Annotated in this window: 17 protein-coding genes; 12 read left to right on the top strand and 5 right to left on the bottom strand. The window is 68.2% G+C overall.

Going from position 1 to position 20,764, the window contains the following annotated elements:
- Positions 1-46: 46 nt before the first annotated feature.
- The 5 genes from OG817_RS20940 to OG817_RS20920 are packed head-to-tail and all read right to left on the bottom strand — an operon-like array spanning position 47 to position 8,742.
- A complete protein-coding gene (locus OG817_RS20940) occupies positions 47-2,008 on the bottom strand; it encodes an alginate lyase family protein (protein ID WP_406057035.1) in 1,962 nt (653 codons plus the stop codon).
- Entirely contained in the window at positions 2,005-4,245 is a 2,241-nt protein-coding gene (locus tag OG817_RS20935) for a bi-domain-containing oxidoreductase (protein WP_406057033.1), read from the bottom strand. Before OG817_RS20935 ends, OG817_RS20940 begins: the two co-directional genes overlap by 4 nt.
- A 27-nt stretch (positions 4,246-4,272) precedes the next feature.
- On the bottom strand, positions 4,273-6,192 hold the full coding sequence (gene asnB, locus OG817_RS20930) for an asparagine synthase (glutamine-hydrolyzing) (RefSeq protein ID WP_406057031.1): 1,920 nt from the start codon (positions 6,190-6,192) through the stop codon (positions 4,273-4,275).
- 1 nt (position 6,193) lies between these two features.
- A complete protein-coding gene (locus OG817_RS20925) occupies positions 6,194-7,423 on the bottom strand; it encodes a glycosyltransferase family 4 protein (RefSeq protein WP_406057029.1) in 1,230 nt (409 codons plus the stop codon).
- Positions 7,420-8,742, bottom strand: coding sequence for a nucleotide sugar dehydrogenase (locus tag OG817_RS20920; protein ID WP_406057027.1), 1,323 nt, complete (start codon positions 8,740-8,742; stop codon positions 7,420-7,422). Before OG817_RS20920 ends, OG817_RS20925 begins: the two co-directional genes overlap by 4 nt.
- Before the next feature lie 174 nt (positions 8,743-8,916).
- On the opposite strand from OG817_RS20920, the gene OG817_RS20915 reads away from it, so the two are divergent.
- Genes OG817_RS20915 through OG817_RS20860 form a run of 12 tightly spaced genes read left to right on the top strand, consistent with a single transcriptional unit; the run spans position 8,917 to position 20,725 of the window.
- Positions 8,917-9,993: an NAD-dependent epimerase/dehydratase family protein gene (locus OG817_RS20915; RefSeq protein ID WP_406057025.1), complete on the top strand. Its 1,077-nt coding sequence runs from the start codon at positions 8,917-8,919 to the stop codon at positions 9,991-9,993.
- The gene (locus OG817_RS20910) at positions 9,993-11,225 is read left to right on the top strand and encodes a class I SAM-dependent methyltransferase (RefSeq protein WP_406057023.1); all 1,233 of its coding nucleotides are present in this window, start codon (positions 9,993-9,995) and stop codon (positions 11,223-11,225) included. The genes OG817_RS20915 and OG817_RS20910 overlap by 1 nt, the downstream gene beginning before the upstream one ends.
- Before the next feature lie 31 nt (positions 11,226-11,256).
- Positions 11,257-12,123: a glucose-1-phosphate cytidylyltransferase gene (locus OG817_RS20905; protein WP_360456039.1), complete on the top strand. Its 867-nt coding sequence runs from the start codon at positions 11,257-11,259 to the stop codon at positions 12,121-12,123.
- A complete protein-coding gene (locus OG817_RS20900) occupies positions 12,123-12,788 on the top strand; it encodes a PIG-L family deacetylase (RefSeq protein ID WP_360456036.1) in 666 nt (221 codons plus the stop codon). The genes OG817_RS20905 and OG817_RS20900 overlap by 1 nt, the downstream gene beginning before the upstream one ends.
- Positions 12,789-12,802: 14 nt before the next feature.
- Positions 12,803-13,948, top strand: coding sequence for a class I SAM-dependent methyltransferase (locus OG817_RS20895; protein ID WP_406057020.1), 1,146 nt, complete (start codon positions 12,803-12,805; stop codon positions 13,946-13,948).
- A 31-nt stretch (positions 13,949-13,979) separates the two neighbouring features.
- Complete coding sequence (locus OG817_RS20890; protein WP_406057018.1) at positions 13,980-14,714, top strand: class I SAM-dependent methyltransferase; 735 nt, start codon at positions 13,980-13,982, stop codon at positions 14,712-14,714.
- Between the two features lie 7 nt (positions 14,715-14,721).
- Positions 14,722-16,047: a hypothetical protein gene (locus tag OG817_RS20885; protein ID WP_406057016.1), complete on the top strand. Its 1,326-nt coding sequence runs from the start codon at positions 14,722-14,724 to the stop codon at positions 16,045-16,047.
- Positions 16,044-16,958, top strand: a complete 915-nt coding sequence (locus tag OG817_RS20880) for a glycosyltransferase family 2 protein (protein ID WP_406057014.1) — start codon at positions 16,044-16,046, stop codon at positions 16,956-16,958. The genes OG817_RS20885 and OG817_RS20880 overlap by 4 nt, the downstream gene beginning before the upstream one ends.
- Positions 16,955-17,899, top strand: coding sequence for a glycosyltransferase family 2 protein (locus OG817_RS20875; RefSeq protein WP_406057012.1), 945 nt, complete (start codon positions 16,955-16,957; stop codon positions 17,897-17,899). The genes OG817_RS20880 and OG817_RS20875 overlap by 4 nt, the downstream gene beginning before the upstream one ends.
- Positions 17,896-19,167, top strand: coding sequence for a polysaccharide pyruvyl transferase family protein (locus OG817_RS20870; protein WP_406057010.1), 1,272 nt, complete (start codon positions 17,896-17,898; stop codon positions 19,165-19,167). Before OG817_RS20875 ends, OG817_RS20870 begins: the two co-directional genes overlap by 4 nt.
- Positions 19,164-19,724, top strand: a complete 561-nt coding sequence (locus OG817_RS20865; RefSeq protein ID WP_406057008.1) for a dTDP-4-dehydrorhamnose 3,5-epimerase family protein — start codon at positions 19,164-19,166, stop codon at positions 19,722-19,724. Before OG817_RS20870 ends, OG817_RS20865 begins: the two co-directional genes overlap by 4 nt.
- Positions 19,725-19,753: 29 nt before the next feature.
- The gene (locus tag OG817_RS20860; RefSeq protein ID WP_406057006.1) at positions 19,754-20,725 is read left to right on the top strand and encodes an aminotransferase class IV; all 972 of its coding nucleotides are present in this window, start codon (positions 19,754-19,756) and stop codon (positions 20,723-20,725) included.
- Positions 20,726-20,764 lie beyond the last annotated feature (39 nt).

Here is a 20,764-nt window from a genome sequence, read left to right as displayed (position 1 = left end):
CTGTAATAGAGGGCGGTGAAAGAGGGCTGATACAGCCGATCTCCGGTCAAGACCGGAATCGGAATGTGCTGACCGCCGGGTCCTCCGCCGTGAGGTTCCCGGTACCGACGAGTGTCGTGATCGGGACCTTGTGCCCGAATCGCGGTGAGTACCAGCCCAGCAACGGATCGTCGTCACCACGGTGCGCGGACCAGCTCAGGCCGGCCGGCAACTCGACGACCGCCGAGCTGTTCGGCCACTCCAGCCGTCCGGTCGCTCCATCCAGGTCGATGGTCACTTCAGGCCCGAGATGCCACGCGATCCGTACGCCGGCTGTCGTATCGAGCCGGTCCTCGACCCGCAGTACCCCGTGATCCAGTACGGCGGTCCGCCGGTGTATCACCGGGTTGTCGCCGGATTGGTAGCCGTCGTGTTCGGCGTCCCACGTCGCCACATCACCATCAGCGGCGTAGCGGCGTACCCGGCCTGTTGCCCCGCGCAACCAGAGGAACGGGCCGCCTTGGACGGACTGCTCGGTGCCGGATACCTCGACGGTGTTGTGGGCGATGGTCGAGCGGAAGTAGTTCCGCCAGCCCTCTTCACCGTGATAGCAGTACGTGCCTGGATCCGCCAGGACGTCGACGCCGCCGACCCGGACCTCGAGCGAGAGCGCGTCGCAGTGCGCGTGCGCGGCGATGGACAGGAAGCCGTGCGGGCCTGCGTCGGCGCGGCACCAGATCTCCGGCCCTGCGTCGCGGCTGCGCAGGATCGTGAGGCCCGCATCCTCGAAATGATCTGGTCGTTCGGCTGGACGATCGGATTGTCGACCATCTACCAGTGAACCGACGAGGGCCGCGGTCGCCGTGACCGGGACCTCCGGCCACCAGAGCGCGCGGCCGACGACGGCGGCGCCGAGGGACAGGAACGCCGACCAATTGCTGACATTCGGTGGATCCAGGACCAGCACCATGCCCTCGTCGTCGTCGCCCTGACGTGGCGGCCGCAGCGTGTTGTCGACAATCGCCGCGGCCACGTCGATCGTGCGCGTCAGCAGGGCCCAGGCCTTCTCGGTCAACGGATGGCCGGCTTTGTCCGCTTCGAGAGCGGCGTACAGGCCGAGCTCGGCGACGAAGCGGTGGTAGTCGGTCGCGAGTTCGCGGTTCACGCCGGACGGGAAGGTGTTCGCGTCCAGTTCGCTCTCGAGGAGCGCGGCCGCATCGTCGCGCCAGCGCGAGCTCTGGGTGAACCACGGGAACGCGCAAGCACCCGCGAGCTGCCCGGCGGCCTCGGCGATCACATGATTGTTCGCCGACGAGCCGCGGCTGCGGAACGCGGCCAGATAGCGCTGGTGCCAGTAGATCTGCCGCAGCGCGAGTTCGTTGTGCTCGAACAGGTCGGTGACCTCGGGCCAGTCGTTCAGCAGTCGCCGGATCCAGGTCCAGCTGATCAGCCGGATGCCGATCTCGATCCCGCTCGCCCAGTGCACACCGGACAGGAACGGGTTGGACCGCCACCAGTCGTTCAGGTGCTCGGCGACACGCTCGGCGTACGCGTCGTCGAGGGTCAGGTACCAGGCCGCGGCCAGCTGGGTGAGGTGGTGGTGCCGGGACAATTCCCAGACCTGCTTGACGTTCCCGACCAGTTCCTCGTTGCGGTGGTTCAGCCGGAAGGTGTACTGCGCCGGGTCGGACCGCCGGCCGGTGGTCGGGTCGCGGAACCAGTCCGGCGAGCGCAGGTCCGTCCGGTCGGCGCCGAGCACGTCCAGCTTTCCGGCCATGATCGCGTCCGCGGTCGCGATGATCGCCTTGCGCGCTTCCTCCGGTACGGCGTCCGCCGCATGCGACGGCAGCGTCGTACCGAAGGTCAGCTCCTTGCGCACCGGCGGATGCACCTGCACGTCCTGCCCGGGCTTGACCTGCTGATAGGCCCAGGTGGTACGACGTACGTGGTCGCGCGTACGCCAGGCCAGCTCGGTGGGGGACATCCGGCGCAGGCGGCGGACGTACCAACCCAAGGGCTGGCGGCTCACACCATCTCCGGACGGCCGCTGGCCAGGCTCCGGTCGACGGCGATGGTCGCGCGCGTGGTGGCGATCAGTGAGTCGAACGAGATCGGCATCGGGCCGCCGGACCTGACCGCGGCGACGAAGCGTTCGAGTTCGACACGCTGGCCCTTGTCGGTGCCGCGGGCCTTCCGGGTCGAGGGTTTCCGGCCGGCCCAGACCGAGGCGCTCTGGAAGTTGTCCAGCCGGCCGTTGCGGCCGCCGCCGGTGATGTCCAGCGTCTCCTTCGGGAACCGCGCGTTGCCGCCGCCGACGTACGTGATCTGGCCGGCCGAGCCGTTCGCGAACCGCAGGGTGACGATGACGTCGCCGGCGTCCGGTCCGGGGACGGCGTACACCTCGGTGGGCGGGCTGTTCAGCCACCAGGCCAGGGTGTCGATGAAGTGGCCGCCCTCGCCGCCGAACCGGCTGCCCTCCTTGTCCTGGTCGAGGTACCAGCTGGACGGGTCCAGCCGGCCGGCGTTGACCAGGTAGCGCAGTGAGTAGTTGCCGCCCGGGTCGCCGAACCGGTCGCGCAGGTCGGTGAGCAGGGGAGCGAATCGGCGGTTGAACCCGACCATCAGCCGGTCGTTGCCGGTGGCGTCGACCGTGGCGACGATCCGGTCCACGTCCTCGGTGGTCAGCGCCAGCGGCTTCTCCACGAAGACCGCCTTCCCGGTCTCCAGTGCCCGGCACGCCAACTCCGCATGGCTACTGTGCCGAGTCACCACGAACACTGCGTCCAGGCTCTCGTCGGACAGTACGGCGTTCGCCTCGGTCGAGATGTTTTCGAACCCGAACCTGCGCTGCGCGTTGGCGGCGGACAGCGACTTGTTGGTCGCGACGTGAGCCAGGACGGCATCCTCGTTCTTCTGCAGGTGCGGCAGGAGCATGCTCGATGCGTAGTTGCCTGCCCCGATGAACCCCAGCCGCGCTCCGCCGGCGGAAGCCGGCCGCCCGCCCGGCTCCCGCCGGCGGGTAGTAGTCGCAGCATCCGTGGACCCGGGCGCGGTTCCCGCAATTCCCCCGGCGCTCTGCACCGCGCCGGCTCCGGTGTGCGCCGCTCCATTGCCTTCCGGCGGTTCCGCGGCATCCTTCGGGTACTCGAAGAGGAAGCCGACTCCGGGGAGGGCTCCTGTACTGAGTTGCTGGTAGACGTCTGTCGCGTCGGCGATCGGGAAGGTGCCGGCGATCAGGGAACCGATGTCCATCTGTTCGCGGGCAATCAGGTCTATGAAGCACGCCAGGTTGCGGCGTTCGGTCCAGCGGACGTACCCGGCGGGGTAGTCGATGCCCTGGAGTTCGTAGCGGTCGTCGTACCGGCCGGGGCCGTAGGAGCGGGAGAACCGGACGTCGAGTTCCTTGTCGTAGTACGCGTTCCACGGCAGGTCGAGCCTGGTCTTGCCGATGTCGACCACCCGGGCGCGGTCGCGCGCCAGCCGGGCCGCGGTCTCCACCGGGCCGTTCGAGTGACCACCGGCGGCCAGCAGGATGTGGTCGGCACCCAGTCCGCTGGAAGCCTCGAGGATCGACCGCTCCAGCGACGCGATCCCTGCCTCGTCCGCGGACGAGCAGTGCAGCGCGCCGGCCTTCTCCGCCATCCGGCACCGGTCGTCGACGGTGTCGATCCCGAACACCCGTACCCCGGCCGCAACCAGCAGCCGCACAACGAGCTGACCGACCAGCCCGAGCCCGATCACCACCGCGGTGTCGCCGAGCTGCACCTCGGCCTGCCGTACGCCGTGCATCGCGATCGCACCGACCGTCGAGAACGCGGCCTGCTCCGGCGGTACGCCGTCCGGCACCGGCACGCACAGGTTGACCGGGATCCAGTTGTACTCCGCGTGCAGCGCGAACTCGTTGCCCGCGGCAGCGACCAGTTGCCCGACGCTGAACTCCTCGGCGCCGGCGCCGACCTCGACCACCACACCACACAGCGAGTAGCCCAGTGGCGTGTACGAGTCGAGCTTGTTCATCACCTTCTTGTAGGTGTTGACCGCGCCCTGCTGGGCGACCGAGTCCAGCACCTTGCGGACCTGGTCCGGCCGCGCCCGCGCCTTGCCGAGCATGGACAGCTTGGCCTCGCCGACCTTCATCAGCTCGGTGCCGGTGGAGATCAGCGAGTACAGCGAGCGGACCAGCACGCCGCCCGGCGCACAGGTGGGCGGAGGCACGTCCAGGACCGCGAGCTCACCGGACTTGTAGTTCTGTGCAACCTGTTTCATGCCAGTCCTTCAGAGAGTGTGGAGCCTTCAGAGTGAGGTGATGGTCACGCCCAGGGAGCGCATGTGGCGGGTCCAGGTCTCCAGCGTCAGCAGCTGCCAGATCTGCTTCGAGTAGTCCTCGCGACCGGCGCGCTCGTCGTCGACCAGCCGCTGTACGGCGGCCTGCTGGAGGAAGCCGCTGCCGACGAGTTCGCCGCGGAGCAAGGTGTCGTCGACGAGCTCCCGCAGGTCGTTGCGGACCCAAGCCCGCAGCGGCGCACTGAACGACGCCTTCGGCCGGTAGATGATCTCCTTCGGCAGCCAAGCCTCGGCCGCCTTCTTCAGCGCGAGCTTGCCCTGCCGGCGGTGGATCTTCTCGCTGCCCGGGATCGAGAACGCCGCCGCGGCGACGATCGGGTCCACGAACGGCGTCCGGACCTCGGTCGATGCGGCCATGCTGGACCGGTCGGTGTAGGCCAGGTTGAGGCCGGGGAGGAACATCCGCGAGTCCGCCAGGCACATCCGGTTCACGTGATCGTCGAGCGTCGTGTCGTGGTAAATGTCGCTGTGCTCCGACAGCAGCTTCCCGACGTACGGCTCCAGGTCCGGGCTCAGCAGTCCGGTCAGCTGGTCACCGTCGTACATCGTGTAGCTGCGCCGGAACGCCGTCTCCTCCGGCAGGTCCGCGAATGTCAGGAACCGCTTCGCCCAGCGGGCGTATCGCAGTCCGCGACCGTTCACGGTGACCGGCATTCGCCGTACTGCCGGGCCGATCAGACCGTTCCGCAGTACGCCGGGGAGCCGCTGGTACTGCGCTCCCATCACACAGGCGAGGTGTTTGCGGTAGCCACCGAACAGTTCGTCGGCGCCCATCCCGGACAGCAGCACCTTGACACCGGCGGCGCGCGCGGCGTCGCACATCAGCAGGGTGTTGATCGCGGCCGGGTCACCGATCGGCTCGTCGAGCGTGTCGACAATCCGCGGAAGCAGGTCGACCACGTCCGGGGCGATCTCGATCTCGTGCAGGTCGATGCCGAACTGCTGCGCCACCTTGCGCGCGTAGATCGCGTCGTCGGGCATCGCCTCGAGCCGCTGGTCCTGCGCGCGGAATGTGATCGTGTAAGAGTCGACACCCGGATCGAGCCGCTTCGCCAGCACGGTGACGAGGCTCGAGTCGAGGCCGCCACTCAGGAACGTCGACACCGGGACGTCGGCGACCATGTGCGCGGCGACTGACTCCTCGATCACCGTCCGCAGATCAGCCCGCGGCCCGGCGGCTGCTTGGGTCGCGATGTCGGTCACGCGCCAGTACGTCTCGTGCCGGCTGCTGCCGTCCGGCCGGAACTCGGCCCACGAACCCGGCGGCAACTTCTCCACGCCGTCGATCGCGCAGCGCTGCTCGGGCAGCCAGTAGTAGAGCATCGACGCAATCAACGCGCCGGGCTCGGTGCGGAGCTCCGACCCGACCGCGGCGACCAATGCCTTCAGTTCGGACGCGAAGACCACGCCGCCCTCACGGCGCAGGAAGTACAGCGGCTTGATGCCGAGCGGGTCGCGGGCCAGGTACATGCTGCCGCTGTCCTCGTCCAGCATCGCGAACGCGAACATGCCGCGGAACCGCGACAGCGCGGCCGGACCCCAGCGCCGCCACGCCTCGAGCACCACCTCGGTGTCCGAGCTGGTCCGGAACGCGACGCCCGACCTGGACAGCTCGGCGCGCAGTTCCTTGTAGTTGTAGAGCTCGCCGTTGTAGCAGATCGTCAGGCCGCGCTTGGTGAACGGCTGGTCAGCGCCCGACGACAGGTCGATGATCGACAATCGACGATGGGCGAGGTGCGCCCGCACGTCACCGTCCTCGAACCGGTAGACATGGTCGGCGTCCGGACCGCGATGCGCGATCCGGTCGCTCATCGTCTCGGCCAGCGCGAAGCCGTCGTGCTGCTGGTAGCAGCCGGCGATGCCGCACACCTCAGGACCCCGTGGCCCGGGCCACGTCGCCGACCTCGCTGACGTGACCGGTCAGGCCGTCGTACACCTCGAGGTAGGCCTTCTGCTGGTGTTTCCAGGCGAGCACCTGCTCGACCCGTTCGCGGCCCAGCCGGCCCATCCGGCGGCGCCGGACCTCGTCGTCGAGCAGGTCGACGATCGCCTGCCCGTACTTCGCGACGTCGTTGGGCTCGACGTACACCGCGGCGTCCTCGGCGGAGACCTTGGTCTCGATCAGGTCGAAGGCGACGACCGGGAGCTCGAAGGCCATGTACTCCATCGTCTTGTTCATCGTCGACACGTCGTTGAGCGGATTCTTCGGGTCCGGCGACAGGCCGGCGTCCGCGGTCGACATGACCGCGCGCACCGTCTCGTCCGGCACCCGGCCGGTGAACTCGACGTGCTCGGCGAGGCCGAGCTCGTCCCGCAGTGCGACCACGTCGTCGAAGGAGTCACCGCCGCCCATCAGCGTGAACGCGATGTCGGTCCGGCCGAGATTGTTGACAATATGATCCGCCGCGCGGACCACGATGTCGACCCCGTCCTGCGGTCCCATCACGCCGATGTAGGTGACCAGGTAGCGGTGACCACGGCGCAGCGACTCGTCCACCCCGCCGCGGCGCAACTTGTCCGGGTCGGGCCCGGTGCGGACCACTGTCACGTCGTGGTTCGCCTTGCCGCTGCGCGTGATCGCGATCCGGCGGTAGGAATCGTTGGTCGAGGTCACGTGGTCGGCCTTGCGGTGCGTCATCCGCTCCAGGAACCGCAGTCCCTTGTACGGCAGGCTCGTCGTACCGCCGAAGCGGGACTGGAACAGCTCCGGGCACAGGTCGTGGTGGTCGAAGACGAACTTGGTCCGGTCCAGCCGGCGCAGCAGCATCGCGATCGGCCAGAAGATGTCCGGCGGGTTGCACGCCTGCAGTACGTCGAACGTGCCGGCCTTGCGCGCCCGCAGCACCAGCCGCAGCGTCGCCAGGAACGAGTACGCGTACTCCGCGACGAACCCGATCTTGCTCCCGCCGGGGGAGTACGCCTTGTACTGATGCACCGTCACCCCGTCGATGACCTGGTACGACGGGTCGCCCGGGCCCTTCGGGCAGACGACGGTCACCTCGTACCCGGACGTCACCAGGGCCTGGCACTCCAGCCAGACCCGGCGGTCGAACGGCACCCACAGGTTCTGGATGATGATCAGTACGCGCGGACCGCTCACCAGCCGACTCCTTCGTATCCGGGCAGCGCCTCGACGGCGTTGCCGAGCCGGCCGCTGAGGTCGATGGTCCGGGAAGGTGGAGTGCTCAGCAGGGCGTCGATCGCGGCGGTGTCGGTCGCCGACACGATCGCCAGGTCCGCGCCGGCGAGCGCCGCGGTCGGGTCGTCGGTCAGCACCCGTTGCAGGTGCGGCAGCTTCGACGTCACGTGCCGCAGGTTCGCGCCGACCAGGCGGCTCGGGTTCACGATCGCGTCGTAGATACGCAGGTTGTAGCCCTTACCGATCAGCCGTTCGGCCAGCTCGACGCTCGGGCTCTCGCGCAGATCGTCGGTCGCGTGCTTGAAACTGAGGCCGAGCAGTGCGATCTCGCGTCCCGGGCCGGCCACGACCCGGTCGACGACGTCACGGACAGTCAGCTCGTTGGTCGCCAGCGTTCCGGCGAGCAGCGGCAGGTCTGTGTCGTTGACCCGGGCCAGGTGCAGGACCGAGCGCAGGTCCTTCGGCAGGCACGAGCCGCCGAACGCGAACCCAGGCCGCAGGTAGTACGGCGAGATGTTGAGGCTGGTGTCCTGGACGAAGATTCGCATGACCTCGCGCGAGTCCACGCCGTAGTACCGAAAGATCCGGCCCATTTCGTTGGCGAACGACACCTTGGTCGCGTGGAACGCGTTGCAGGCGTACTTGAGCGCCTCCGCGGTCCGGACGTCGACAACCTGAACGTCGACGCCGAGGAACCCGAACAGGTCGGTCAGGGCGGTGCCGACCTTCGCGTTGCGTGTCCCGACGACGACGAAGGGTGGATCGTAGAAGTCGGCCAGCCCGGATCCTTCCCGCAGGAACTCCGGGCACATCGCCGTACCGAAGGTGAAACCCTCGGCGAGGCGTACGTCGGCCAGCACCTGTGCGACGACCTCGTCCACGGTTCCCGGCGGGACCGTGCTCCGGACCACGATGCTGTGGAACCCGGATTCCGGCGGTTCGGCGACATGCGCCGCCTCGGCGATGTCGCGGACCGCCCGCCGGATGTAGGTCAGGTCGGTACTGCCCGCCGCGGTCGACGGCGTCCCCACACAGATCAGCGAGACGTCGGCGCGTTCCAGCGCGAGTCGCGGATCGGTGGTCGCATGCAGTCTTCCCGCGGTGACTCCGTCCGCCACCAGTTCGTCCAGGCCCGGTTCGACCACCGGGCTGTGTCCCCCGGTGATCGGACCGACCTTCGCAGTATCGACATCGACGCCCCAGACGTCGTGGCCGTTGGCAGCCAGGCACGCAGCCGTCACTGACCCCACATAGCCCAAGCCGAATACGGCAACCTTCATAACGCCCCCCACAGGCTCATGACGCGGGCATCCCCCACGTACGGCAGCAGCGCAGAGAAGAGCAGCCGCGGCCGCCCCCTGATACACACCGCCGGAAGAAATTGCGTGTATCAGGCGGCCCGGTCGCCGATCTGTATTGGGCGACAGACCAGTGCTGGGGTGAGGGAGCGACGGATGAGGGTTCTGGTCACCGGGGACCGGGGATATATCGGCGCTGTGATGGTGCCGTTCCTGCGCGATGCCGGGCATCAGGTGGACGGGCTGGACACCGGGTTGTACGAGGGGTGCGACCTGCTGGGAGGACCGGATCCGATCGGGAACCGGAGACCGCGCGACATGCGGGACGTCACCGCGGCCGAGCTCGAGGGGTACGACGCCGTGGTGTGTCTGGCCGCGTTGTCGAACGATCCACTCGGTCATCTGAACCGCGACGCGACGTACTCGGTGAACCTGGACGGGACGCTCAAGGTGGCCCAGGCGGCCAAGGACGCCGGCATCGAGCGGTTCCTGTTCGCCTCCTCCTGCAGCCTGTACGGAGCGGCCGGCTCCGAGGCGGTCGGTGAGGACGCGGACATGTACCCGGTCACGCCGTACGGCGAGACCAAGGCGCTGGCCGAGAAGGAACTGTCGAAGCTTGCCGATGACACCTTCAGCCCGACCTACCTACGCAACGCGACCGCGTACGGCGTGTCCACCCGGCTACGGCTCGACATCGTGGTGAACAACCTGACCGCGATCGCGATGACGACCGGGCAGGTGCGGCTGGAGAGCGACGGGACACCCTGGCGGCCGCTGGTGCACATCGAGGACATCAGCCGGGCGTTCCTGACGGTGCTCGAGTCGCCACGCGAGGTGATCCACGACCAGGCGTTCAACGTCGGCCGGTCCGAGGACGTGGTCCAGGTCCGCGACATCGCCGAGATGGTCCGCGAGGCGGTGCCCGGCTCGACCCTGTCGATCGCCGACGGCGCCGGACCGGACCTGCGCAACTACAAGGTCGACTTCAGCAAGCTCAACGACACCTTCCCGAACCTCAAGCTGGCGTGGACGGTGCGCAGGGGCGCGGACGAACTGGCCGCCGCGTACGAGCGGCACGGCCTGACGCTCGAGGACTTCAACTCCGCGCAGTTCGTCCGGCTGCGCCGGATCCAGCAGCTGCTCGGTGCCGGCCTGGTCGACGACCAGCTGCGCCGCCAGACCGACGAGCAGTTCCCCGGTCCCGGGGACGCACTATTCAAGGAGAAGCACTGATGGGGGAATCAGTCGCCTGCCGCCTCTGTGGCGAGACACTGACGCGGACGTTCGTCGACCTGGGCATGTCGCCGCCGTGCGAGAGCTTCCTGCGCGCCGACCAGATCGACAGCGGTGAGACCTTCTACCCGCTGAACGTCCGGATCTGCGACAACTGCCTGCTGGTCCAGCTCCCGGCGTACGTCGCGGCCGACGACGTGTTCAGCGACTACCTGTACTTCTCGTCGTACTCGACCAGCTGGGTGGAGCACGCCCGCCGGTTCGTCGTGGACATGCAGGAGCGGCTCGACCTCGGCGCGGAGAGCCTGATCGTCGAGGCGGCCAGCAACGACGGCTACCTGCTGCAGCACGCGACGGCGCTCGGCATCCCGGTGCTCGGCATCGAGCCGGCCGCGAACATCGCCGCGATCGCCAACGACAAGGGCATCCGGACCGAGAGCTACTTCCTCGGCGAGGAGACCGGCAAGGACGCGGCGGCGCGGCACGGACAGGCAGACCTTGTCGTCGGCAACAACGTGTTCGCGCACGTGCCGGACATCGTCGACTTCGCCAAGGGCCTGCGCGCGCTGGTGAAGGACGACGGCCTGGTGTCGCTGGAGTTCCCGCACCTGCTCCGGCTGATCGAGCGTCGCCAGTACGACACGATCTACCACGAGCACTACTCGTACCTGAGCCTGAAGACCGCCGCGCTGGCGCTGGAGAAGGCCGGCCTGAAGGTCGTCGACGTGCAGGAACTGGCCAGCCACGGCGGTTCGCTGCGGGTCATGTCGACGCCGATCGAGACCGCGGGCGAACCGACCGAGCTGGTCGGGAAGGTCCTGCAGGACGAGGCGGACGCGGGCCTGCACACGGTCGAGGGCCACCTGGGCTTCGCGACCGAGGTCTTCACGATCAAGTCCGACCTGCTGGAGTTCCTGATCCAGGCCCAGCGCGACGGCAAGTCGGTCGCCGGCTACGGCGCACCCGGCAAGGGCAACACGCTGCTGAACCACTGCGGCATCCGCGAGGACCTGCTGCCGTACACGGTCGACCGCAGCCCGCACAAGCACGGCATGTACCTGCCGGGCACACACATCCCGATCTTCGCCCCGGAGCGCCTCGCCGAGACGCGCCCCGACTACATCGTGATCCTGCCGTGGAACCTGCGGGAGGAGATCGTCCACCAGCTCGGCTACGCACGGGAGTGGGGCGCGAAGTTCGTCGTACCCATCCCGCGTCTCGAAGTGATCTGACAAGCACTCAGTGGGGGGAAGGAACAGCGCGATGAAGGTCGTGATCTTCTGTGGGGGGTTCGGGCTGCGGATGCGCAGTGGAGTGGACTCCGCGCCGAAACCGATGATGACGATCGGCGACCGGCCGGTCCTGTGGCACGTGATGCGCTACTACGCACACTTCGGCCACACCGAGTTCATCCTGTGCCTGGGCTTCGGGGGGTCCGCGGTCAAGGAGTACTTCCTGCGGTACGAGGAGACGGTCTCCAACGACTTCGTGATGTCGAAGGGCGGGCAACGGATCCAGCTGCTCGACTCCGACATCAGTGAGTGGAAGATCACCTTCGTCGACACCGGGATCGACACCAGCATCGGTGAGCGGTTGCGCCGGGTCCGGCCGTACCTCGAGGACGACGACGCGTTCCTGGCCAACTACGGCGACGTGCTGACCGACGCTCCGATGGACAAGATCGTCGACCACGTGATGACCAGTGACATCACCGCCAGCCTGCTCGCGGTGCCGCCGCAGGCGTCCTTCCACGTGGTCGAGTTCGGCACCGACGCCCGGGTCACCGGGCTGCGGTCCGCGGCCGACCTCAACGCGTGGATCAACGGCGGCTACTTCGTCATCAAGAAGGAGATCTTCGACGTCCTGCACGAGGACGAGGACCTGGTCGGCGACGCGTTCCCGCGGCTGGCCGCGATGCGCAGGCTCGAGGCCATCCCGCACCACGGGTTCTGGGCGCCGATGGACACCCTCAAGGAGCGCAGTCAGCTCGAGGAGCTGTACCGGTCCGGCAAGAAGCCGTGGGCACTGTGGAGCCACGAGGCCCGCGCGCAGCGTGGCCAGGTGATGGACAAGGGCTTCGACGCTCCGGCCGGATCCGTCGGCGACGACCCTGTAGTGGTGGCGATCTGATGCTGCCGTTCCAGCTCGGCCTGATCGACGGGCCGGTTCATCTGGTTGCCCTCGGCGCCCATCCGGACGACATCGAGATCGGCTGCGGCGGCACGCTGCTGAAGCTGGCCGAGTCGGTGCCGGAGCTGACCGCCGAGTTCGTCATCGCGACCGGGTCCGCACTCCGGCTGGAGGAGGCCCGCCGCGCGGCGGAGCTGTTCCTGCCCGAGTGCGAGGTGACCGTCACCTCGGCCGAGCTGCCGGACGGCCGGCTGCCGTCGTACTGGAACGAGACCAAGGAGTTGCTCGAGGCAACGGCTCGGGCGGCCCAGACCGGTTCGTCCCGGCGCCCGGACCTGGTGCTGGCGCCGAGCCGCACCGACGCGCACCAGGACCACCGCCTGATCGCCGAGCTGGCGCCGACGGTCTGGCGGGACCAACTGGTGCTGCACTACGAGATCCCCAAGTGGGACGGCGACATCAGCCGGCCGTGGCTGTACGTCGAACTGACCGAGGAGCAGCTGCGCGACAAGATCGCCCTGCTGCGCAAGGCCTACCCGTCCCAGGTCCCGCACGACTGGTTCGACGAAGAAGTCTTCGCCGGACTGGCCCGGCTGCGCGGGATGGAGTGCCGCGCGCGGTACGCCGAAGCGTTCACCACGGCCAAGGCGACGTTGACATGGTGACCGGAGGGGATGCAGTGCGAGATCAAAAAGAGGCGAGCTTCAAGTGTCGTGGGTGCGCGGGGGAGAACGTCGTACCCGTGGTGGATCTCGGTGCACAACCGTGTGCCGACTACTTCCCGACGGCGGACACGCCGGGGCCCGATCCGCGCTGGCCGCTGGAGCTGTGGCTGTGCCGGGACTGCACGCTGGTGCAGCTCGGCCCGGTCGAGCCGCAGCTGCCCGAACCGCCGCTGGCGGTGGAGTCGGCGACGAGCATCGCGCACGCCGAATCGTCGGTGAAGGAACTGCTGAGGGACTACCCGGAGCTCACCGGTGGAGTGGTCTTCGAGTTCGCCAGCCACCACGGTGGCTCCTGGCTCGAGCACCTGTACGCCGCCGGTTGCCGGCCGGCCGGTGACGGCGAACGAGCCGACCTGGTCGTCGACGTGCATGGCATCGCGCACGAACCGTCGGTCGGCGAGATGCTGCGGCTGCGCGCCGAACGGCTCGCACCGGGCGGCCTGCTGGTGCTGGAGTTCCACCACCTGCTGCCGCTGTTCATCGGCAACCAGTTCGACACCATCCGGCACGGCCACTGGTCGTACCTGTCGCTCGGAGCGGTGAAGCGGCTGTCCGCCCTGCACGGGCTCGCGGTCGAGTCGGTGCGCCAGGTCGACATGTTCGGCGGCAGCCTGATGGTGATGCTGCGGCACGCGGACGATGCCAAGCCGGACGCATCGGTCGACGTACTGCTGGAGGACGAGGACGCGGCCGGCATCGCCGAGGAAGTCCAGTTGGCCAGCCTGCAGGAGGCCGCGTGGCACGCCGCCGGCGCCCTGCACGACGAACTGGTCCGGCACAAGGCCGCCGGGCGCACAGTGCTCGGGTACGGCGCTCCGTCGAAGGCGCCGGTGTTGCTCGACCTGAGCAGGATCGGGACCGACCTGCTGGAGTTCACCGTCGACGCCGCACCGGGCAAGCACGGACGCCGGATCCCCGGCGGCTGTGGTGTCCCGATCCGGCCGATCGACGAACTGCGGGCCGCACAGCCGGATGTCGTCCTGGTACTGACCTGGGACATCGCCGACGAGGTCATCTCCCAACTCGAAGCCGGTGGCGGCTGGGGTGCCACGTACCTGGTCCCGCTGCCGGAACCCCACGAGCTGGGGATCCGACGGTGAGAAGCCAGCTGGTTCGCGGAAAGGAATCACGATGACGTCTGTTGTAAGCGCCCTTCGAGGCTCGGGGCTGGATTTGCTCCGGCATCTGCTGCGGAGGCCGATGGCCCGGTTGGCGGCGTTCCACCGCCTGAGGTGGCGCGTTACCTCGCGGGAGGCATTGTTCACCCAGGTGTACGAGACGGCGGGATGGGACAGTGCGGAGTCGGGGTCCGGCACCGGATCCGAGTTGCGCGCGACCGTCGACATCCGCGAGCGCTTGTCTGAACTCCTGACCCGTCTCGGTGCGACCTCGGTGCTCGACGCGCCGTGCGGCGACCTGAACTGGATGCGTCACATCGAGCTTCCGGTGGAGGAGTACTACGGCGTCGACATCGTGCCGAGCGTGATCGAGAAGAACCAGCGCGAGTACGGCGACGAACAGCGGCAGTTCGACGTCGCCGACCTGACCCGCGACAAGCTGCCGCGTGCCGACCTGATCCTGTGCCGGGACTGCCTCGTGCACGTCTCGTTCCAGGACGCGGCGGCCATTCTGGAGAACTTCCGCGCCACTGGTGCGACGTGGCTCTTGATCAACACGTATCCGGACGTCGAGCGCAATCGGAATCAGTTCACCGGCCGGAACTGGCGGCGGTTGAACATGCTTCTCCCCCCCTTCAATTTCCCCGAACCGATCGAGTCCTTCCCGGACGGCGGCGAGATCGACCCGAATCGACTCGGCCTGTGGCGGCTCCAGGACCTTCCGGCTGTCCAGCGGAACGCGCTGTGAGCCGAGCATGAAAGGGGTACTGCGCCGCCTCACCTGGGGACTCGCCGACCAAGCTGTTACCAGCATGGTCAGCTTCGTGGTCGGGATCGTCGTCGCACGATCGCTGGGTGCTGTGGAGTTCGGCGCCTTCAGCCTCGCGTGGGTGACCTACGGGGTCGTGGTGAACATTTCCCGCGGCCTCGCCACCGACCCATTGGCGGTGCGGTTCAGTGGAGTGCCCAGGCCGGTGTGGCGGAAGGCAGTGGCAAGTTCGACCGGGATGGCGATCGCGGTCGGTCTGATCCTCGGCGCGATCTGCGTGGCTGTCGGTGCGGTGCTCGGCGGACGAACCGGCGCGGCCTTCATCGCCCTGGGCATCGTGTTACCCGGGCTGATGCTGCAGGACAGCTGGCGGTTCGCGTTCTTCGCGTCCGGTCAGGGTGGAAAGGCGTTCATCGCCGACATGACCTGGGCGCTTGCGCTCGTTCCATTGCTCTACCTGGCGTCGCATGACGCCAGTGTCACGCGGTTCGTCCTGGCCTGGGGTGCCGCGGGTGTCTTCGCCGCGCTGGTCAGTGGTCTTCAGGCCGGCGTACTACCGCGGTTGTTCCGGGCCTTCGACTGGCTGCGGAAGCATCGCGACCTGGGGCTGCGCTACTTGGCCGAAAATCTGACCATCAGTGGCGCTTACCAGTTCAAGATGTACGGCCTCGGCGCGTTGGCCGGAGTCGCGGCGGTCGGCACCGTCCGCGGGGCCGAGATGATGCTCGGCCCGTTCTTCATCGTGCTCTCCGGCATCGGCCTGGTCGCGGTGCCGGAAGCGGCCAGGGTGCTTCGCCGGCGCCACAAGGCCCTGCCCTTGTTCTGCCTGTTGCTCGGTGGAGCCCAAGCGGCCGCCGCACTGGCCTGGGGGCTGGCGCTGCTGATCGTCCTGCCGGACGGGTGGGGACACGCGCTGCTCGGCGAGGTGTGGCTGACCGCCTCGGCATTGTTGCTACCGGCGACTTTGTCGGTGATGTTCGCGAGCTTCTACACCGGCGCTGCGGCCGGACTGCGGGCTCTCGGCGTGGCACGGCGGAGTCTGCGCGCCCAGCTGTTCGCCTCGGCGGCGTACCTGATCGGTGGTGTCGGCGGCGCTGCCATCGGCGGCGCGCTCGGGTCGTCCTGGGGAGCGGCCGGGGCGACGTTCGTCGGCGCGATCGTCTGGTGGTGGTACTTCGGAGTGGGGATCCGCGAGCGGTGGGCCGAGCTGGCTCCCGGCGAGAGTCCTGCAGAGGTCCCCGCTGATGTGCCGGCCGAGGTGCCCGCCGAGGGGGCCGGCCTGCAGGGGCTGCCGGAAATGAGGAGCAGATGAGCGCGGCACCGCGGCTCAGTGTCGGCTTGCCGGTCTACAACGGGGAGAAGTACCTGGCCGAGTCCCTCGACGCCCTGCTGGGACAGACCTACACCGACTTCGAGCTGATCATCTCGGACAACGCCTCCACCGACCGGACCGAGGAGATTTGCCGCGACTACCTGGCCAAGGACGCGCGGATCAGCTACTTCCGTCAGCCGGTGAACATCGGCGCGGCGCCGAACCACAATTGGACGTTCGAGCATTCCCGCGGCGAGCTGTTCAAGTGGGCGTCGCACGACGACCTGTACGCGAGCGACCTTCTCCGTCGCTGCGTCGAGGCGCTGGACAAGGATCCCGAGCTCGTACTCGCGCACGCCTGGCAGGCGATCATCGACGGGGCCGGCGACATCGTGCTCACGGTCGACTACCCGTTGGCCACGGCTGATCCGCGCCCGCCGGAGCGGTTCCGGAGCCTGCTGTTGACCGTCGGCGGGGATGACTTCTATGGCGTCATCCGTTCGGATGTACTCCGTCGTACGCCGCTGCACGGGAGCTACCACCACGCGGACCGGACGCTGATGGCCGAGCTCGCACTGAACGGGCGGTTCCATCAGGTCCCCGAGGTGCTGTTCTTCCGCCGCGACCACCCGGACCGCGCCGAGAGGGCCAGACCGACGATCCGGTCCCGGGCCGCCAACCTAGAGCCGCGGCGGGCGCACCGGTTGAGCAACCCGACCGCCCGGCTGTTCGCCGAGTACATCGGTGGCTTCGTCGGTGCGATCCGGCGAGCGCCGCTGTCGTCGGCCGAGCGCCGCCACTGCTACGCACACCTGCTGCGCTGGATGGCGAGCCGGGGCGTGTCCAGATCGCCGGGCCGGATCGAGGACTCAGTACGCCCGCAGGCTCTGGTAGAGATGAGGACAAGATGAACGCAGTACCGCGGCTGAGCATCGGCCTGCCGGTGTACAACGGCGAGAAGTACCTCGCCGAGGCACTCGACGCGCTGCTCGGGCAGACGTACGCCGACTTCGAGCTGATTGTCTCCGACAACGCCTCGACCGACGGTACGGAACGGATCTGCCGGGAGTACGCAGCCCGAGACGCGCGTATCCGCTACATCCGCCAGCCGGTGAACATCGGTGCCTCGCCGAATCACAACGTCGTCTTCACAGAATCCAAGGGCGAGCTGTTCAAGTGGGCGTCGTACGACGACCTGTACGCCCGGGACCTGCTGGAGCGGTGCATCGAGGCGCTCGACGAGCGCCCGGACGCCGTGTTGTGCCACTCGTGGACCGCGATCATCGACGAGGCGGGCGACATCGTCGCCAAGGTCGGCTACCCGTTGACCACCGACTCACGAGACCCCGTCGAGAGATTCCGGAGCCTTCTGTTCGACGTCGGTGGTGATGACGACTACGGCGTCGTTCGGGCCGAGGTGCTGCGCCGGACGGCCCTGAACGAGAGCTTCTATCACGCCGACCGGACGATCGTGGCCGAGATCGCTCTGCACGGTCGCTTCTACCACGTGCCGGCGTCGTTGTTTTTCCGCCGCGACCACCCGGACAGCGCGCTCCGGTCGAACCGGACGATCCGCTCTTGGTGCGGCAACCTCGACCCGCGCCGACGGAACCGGGTGCGGCACCCGGTCGTGAGGCTACTTGCGGAGTACCCGCTGGGTTACGTGCGGGCACTGTTCCGCTCACCACTGACCCGCGCGGAACGAGTCCGTTGCCTCGAGCACCTGGTGCGCTGGATGGCGAGCCGCGCGGTTCCGCCGTCGCGGCGTCGGCAGGACACCCCGGTGGAGCAGGTCGACGAGGTCGTGTCGGTGGCTACGGTCGTCGCGGGTCAGGGAGGACAACTCGCATGAGCGGCAACACATTCGCAGCAGGTCGCGGTCCGCGGATCGGGTTCTTCGGCCTGCTCGGCTCCGGGAACCTCGGCAACGACGGTTCGCTGGAGGCGTTCCTGGCTTTCTTGGACAAGGTGTACCCGGACGCGGAGATCGACTTCCTGTGTGCCGGTCCGGAGGCGATCGAGGCTCGCTACGGCCTGCCGGCGACCCGCATGCACTGGAACCGCGGCGAGTACAGCACCGCGAGCAGCCCGCGCGCTGTCGCGCTGAAAGGTATCGGGAAGATCGTCGACGCCTTCCGGACCGCGGCCTGGGTCCGGCGCCACGACGTGGTGGTCGTGCCGGGCATGGGTGTGCTGGAAGGAGGCCTGCCCTTGCGTTGGTGGGGCTTCCCCTACTCGCTGCTGCTGCTGACCGCGTCCGGCCGTCTGGTCGGGACCAAGGTCGCCCTGGTCAGCGTCGGTGCCAATACCGAAGGGCGGCGGATGACTCGCCGGGTCTTCACCCTGGCGGCCCGACTGGCACACTACCGCTCGTTCCGTGACCAGATGTCGAAAGATGCGATGCGCGCCACCGGCTTGGGCATCGCCGACGATCTGGTCTACCCGGACCTGGCTTTTGCGCTGCCGATTCCGACGAGGCGGTCGGCCACCCCTCCGGGACAGCCCACGACCGTTGGCGTCGGGGTCATGACGTATCACGGGTCGAACGACGACCGCGACCGCGCCGACGAGGTGTACGCGCACTACGTCGCGAAGCTCACGCAATTCGTGCACTGGTTGATCGAGCAAGGGCACCGCGTCCGCTTGCTCACCGGCGATCACGAGGACGAGCAGGTCTCAGCCGAGATTCTCGCCGACGTGCGGACGCGCCGGCCCGATCTCGATCCGTCCTGCCTGGTCGCCGAGCCGCCGCGATCGCTGGATGAACTGATGGAGCAGATGGCGGCGCTCGATACGGTCGTCGCCACTCGTTTCCACAATGTGGTGTGCGCACTGATGCTGTCCAAGCCGACCGTCTCCATCGGGTATGCGGGAAAGAACGACGTACTGATGGCCGGCATGGGCCTGGCGGAGTTCTGCCAGAGCATCCGTACGCTCGACGTGGATCGGCTGATCAGCCAGTACACCGCGCTCGAGTCCCGCCGCGACGTGGTCGGGCAGGCGATGGACGATCGCAACGCCGTCAACCGCCGCTTGCTCGAGGAGCAGTACGCCCTCTTGTCGTCGACGGTCTTCCCCGCCGGGCCGGCGGAAGCAGAAGTTCTGGAGGGACGCTCATGAAGGTCACGCAGGCACCGGAGATCGCCGGGGTCTATCTGTTCGAGCCCACCCCGCATCTCGACGACCGCGGCTTCTTCAGCCGGACCTTCGACGCCGACGTCGCCCGGTCGGTGGGCATCGACCCGGACGGGTTCGCGCAGGACAGCTTGTCGCGATCCTGCAAGGGCGTGTTGCGTGGGATGCATCTGCGGTCCGGCCTCGGCGAGTCGAAGCTGGTCCGCTGCTCGGCGGGCGAGGTGTTCGACGTCGTCGTCGACCTTCGGCCGACATCTCCGACGTATCTGAACCAGGCGCACTTCACACTGTCGGGCGACACCCAGTGCTCTGTGTACATCCCGGCCGGGTGCGCGCACGGCTTCCAGGCGCTCACCGAACCCGCGGACATCGCATACCGGATCGACCGGCCGCACGATCCGGCCGAGGACGTCGTGATCGCGTACGACGACCCTGAACTCGCCATTCCGTGGCCGCTGCCGGTCACGCTGATGTCGGCCCGCGACCAGCGGGCGGTATCTCTGGCAGACCTGACCCGCTCGGGCGTTTCGAGCGCCCGCTGATCGAACACGACGCATCCGGAAGGCACCTCATGGCTCACACAGCATCCATATCGCAACTCCAGACGCCGCCGTGGGCCCTCGTCAACGGGGACCTCGTGCCGTACACCGACGTGCGGATCCATGTCGGTGCTGAGGCCCTGACCCGGGCTTTGAGCGTCTTCGAAGGCATGAAGGGTTACTGGGACTCCGCCGGCGAGGTCTTCGCGATCCGGAGCCCGCGGCGTCACTACGACCGGCTCTGCCGATCCGCTTCGTTGTTCCACATTCCCATTCGGTTCAGCTACGACGAGTTCCTCGCCGGGCTGGCGACGCTGGCCGGTGAGTTGCTGGTGCCGGAGAAGGACCTGTGGTTCCGTCCCACCTTGTTCGTGACCCAGGGGCACTGGGGTGAGGCGACGGTTGCCGACCTGGTGGTCACGGCCTTTAGTCAGCAGAAGCACGACCCGGACCCGATGCGGCTCGGTGTGACCACCTGGCGCCGCGCCACGGACGTGGTCCTGCCGACCCGCGTGAAGAGCAGCGCGAACTACGTCGGCGCCCGCCTGGCCCGGATCGAGGTGCGCCGGCTCGGGTACGACGACGCGATCATGCTCAACGACGCCGGCCGGGTCGCCGAGGCAACTGGTGCCTGCGTCCTGATCGCTCAGCGCGGGCGGATCGCAACCCCGCCGACCAGCGAGTCGTGCCTGGACAGCATCACGGTCGACGTGCTCGAGGTGGTGGCCAAGGACCTCGGAGTGCCCTTCGATCGGCGGCCGATCGAGCGGACCGAGTTGCTCGCCGCCGACGAGTGCGGCCTGGCCGGGACGATCTCGGAGCTGACTCTGGTCTCCGAGGTGGACGGCGCCAGCTACGAGCAGTCCGGACTGCTTGCGCAGCTCCGGCAGCGTTATCTGGAACTGATGCGTGGTGACCTGGCCCTGCCCGGTGTCGACCTGGTGCCACTGGTCGACGGGTCCCGTCAACCAGTGCCTGCCGGGGCCGGTGTGCGGGTCGGCTGAGTCCGACCCGGAATTTCGCAGTACGACAAGGAGGGGGAC

It is taken from the genome of Kribbella sp. NBC_00889, from assembly GCF_045207705.1.
Lineage (GTDB): Bacteria > Actinomycetota > Actinomycetes > Propionibacteriales > Kribbellaceae > Kribbella.
The sequence above is the reverse complement of the archived record's forward strand: the minus strand, read 5'-3'. Positions and strand labels throughout refer to the sequence as shown.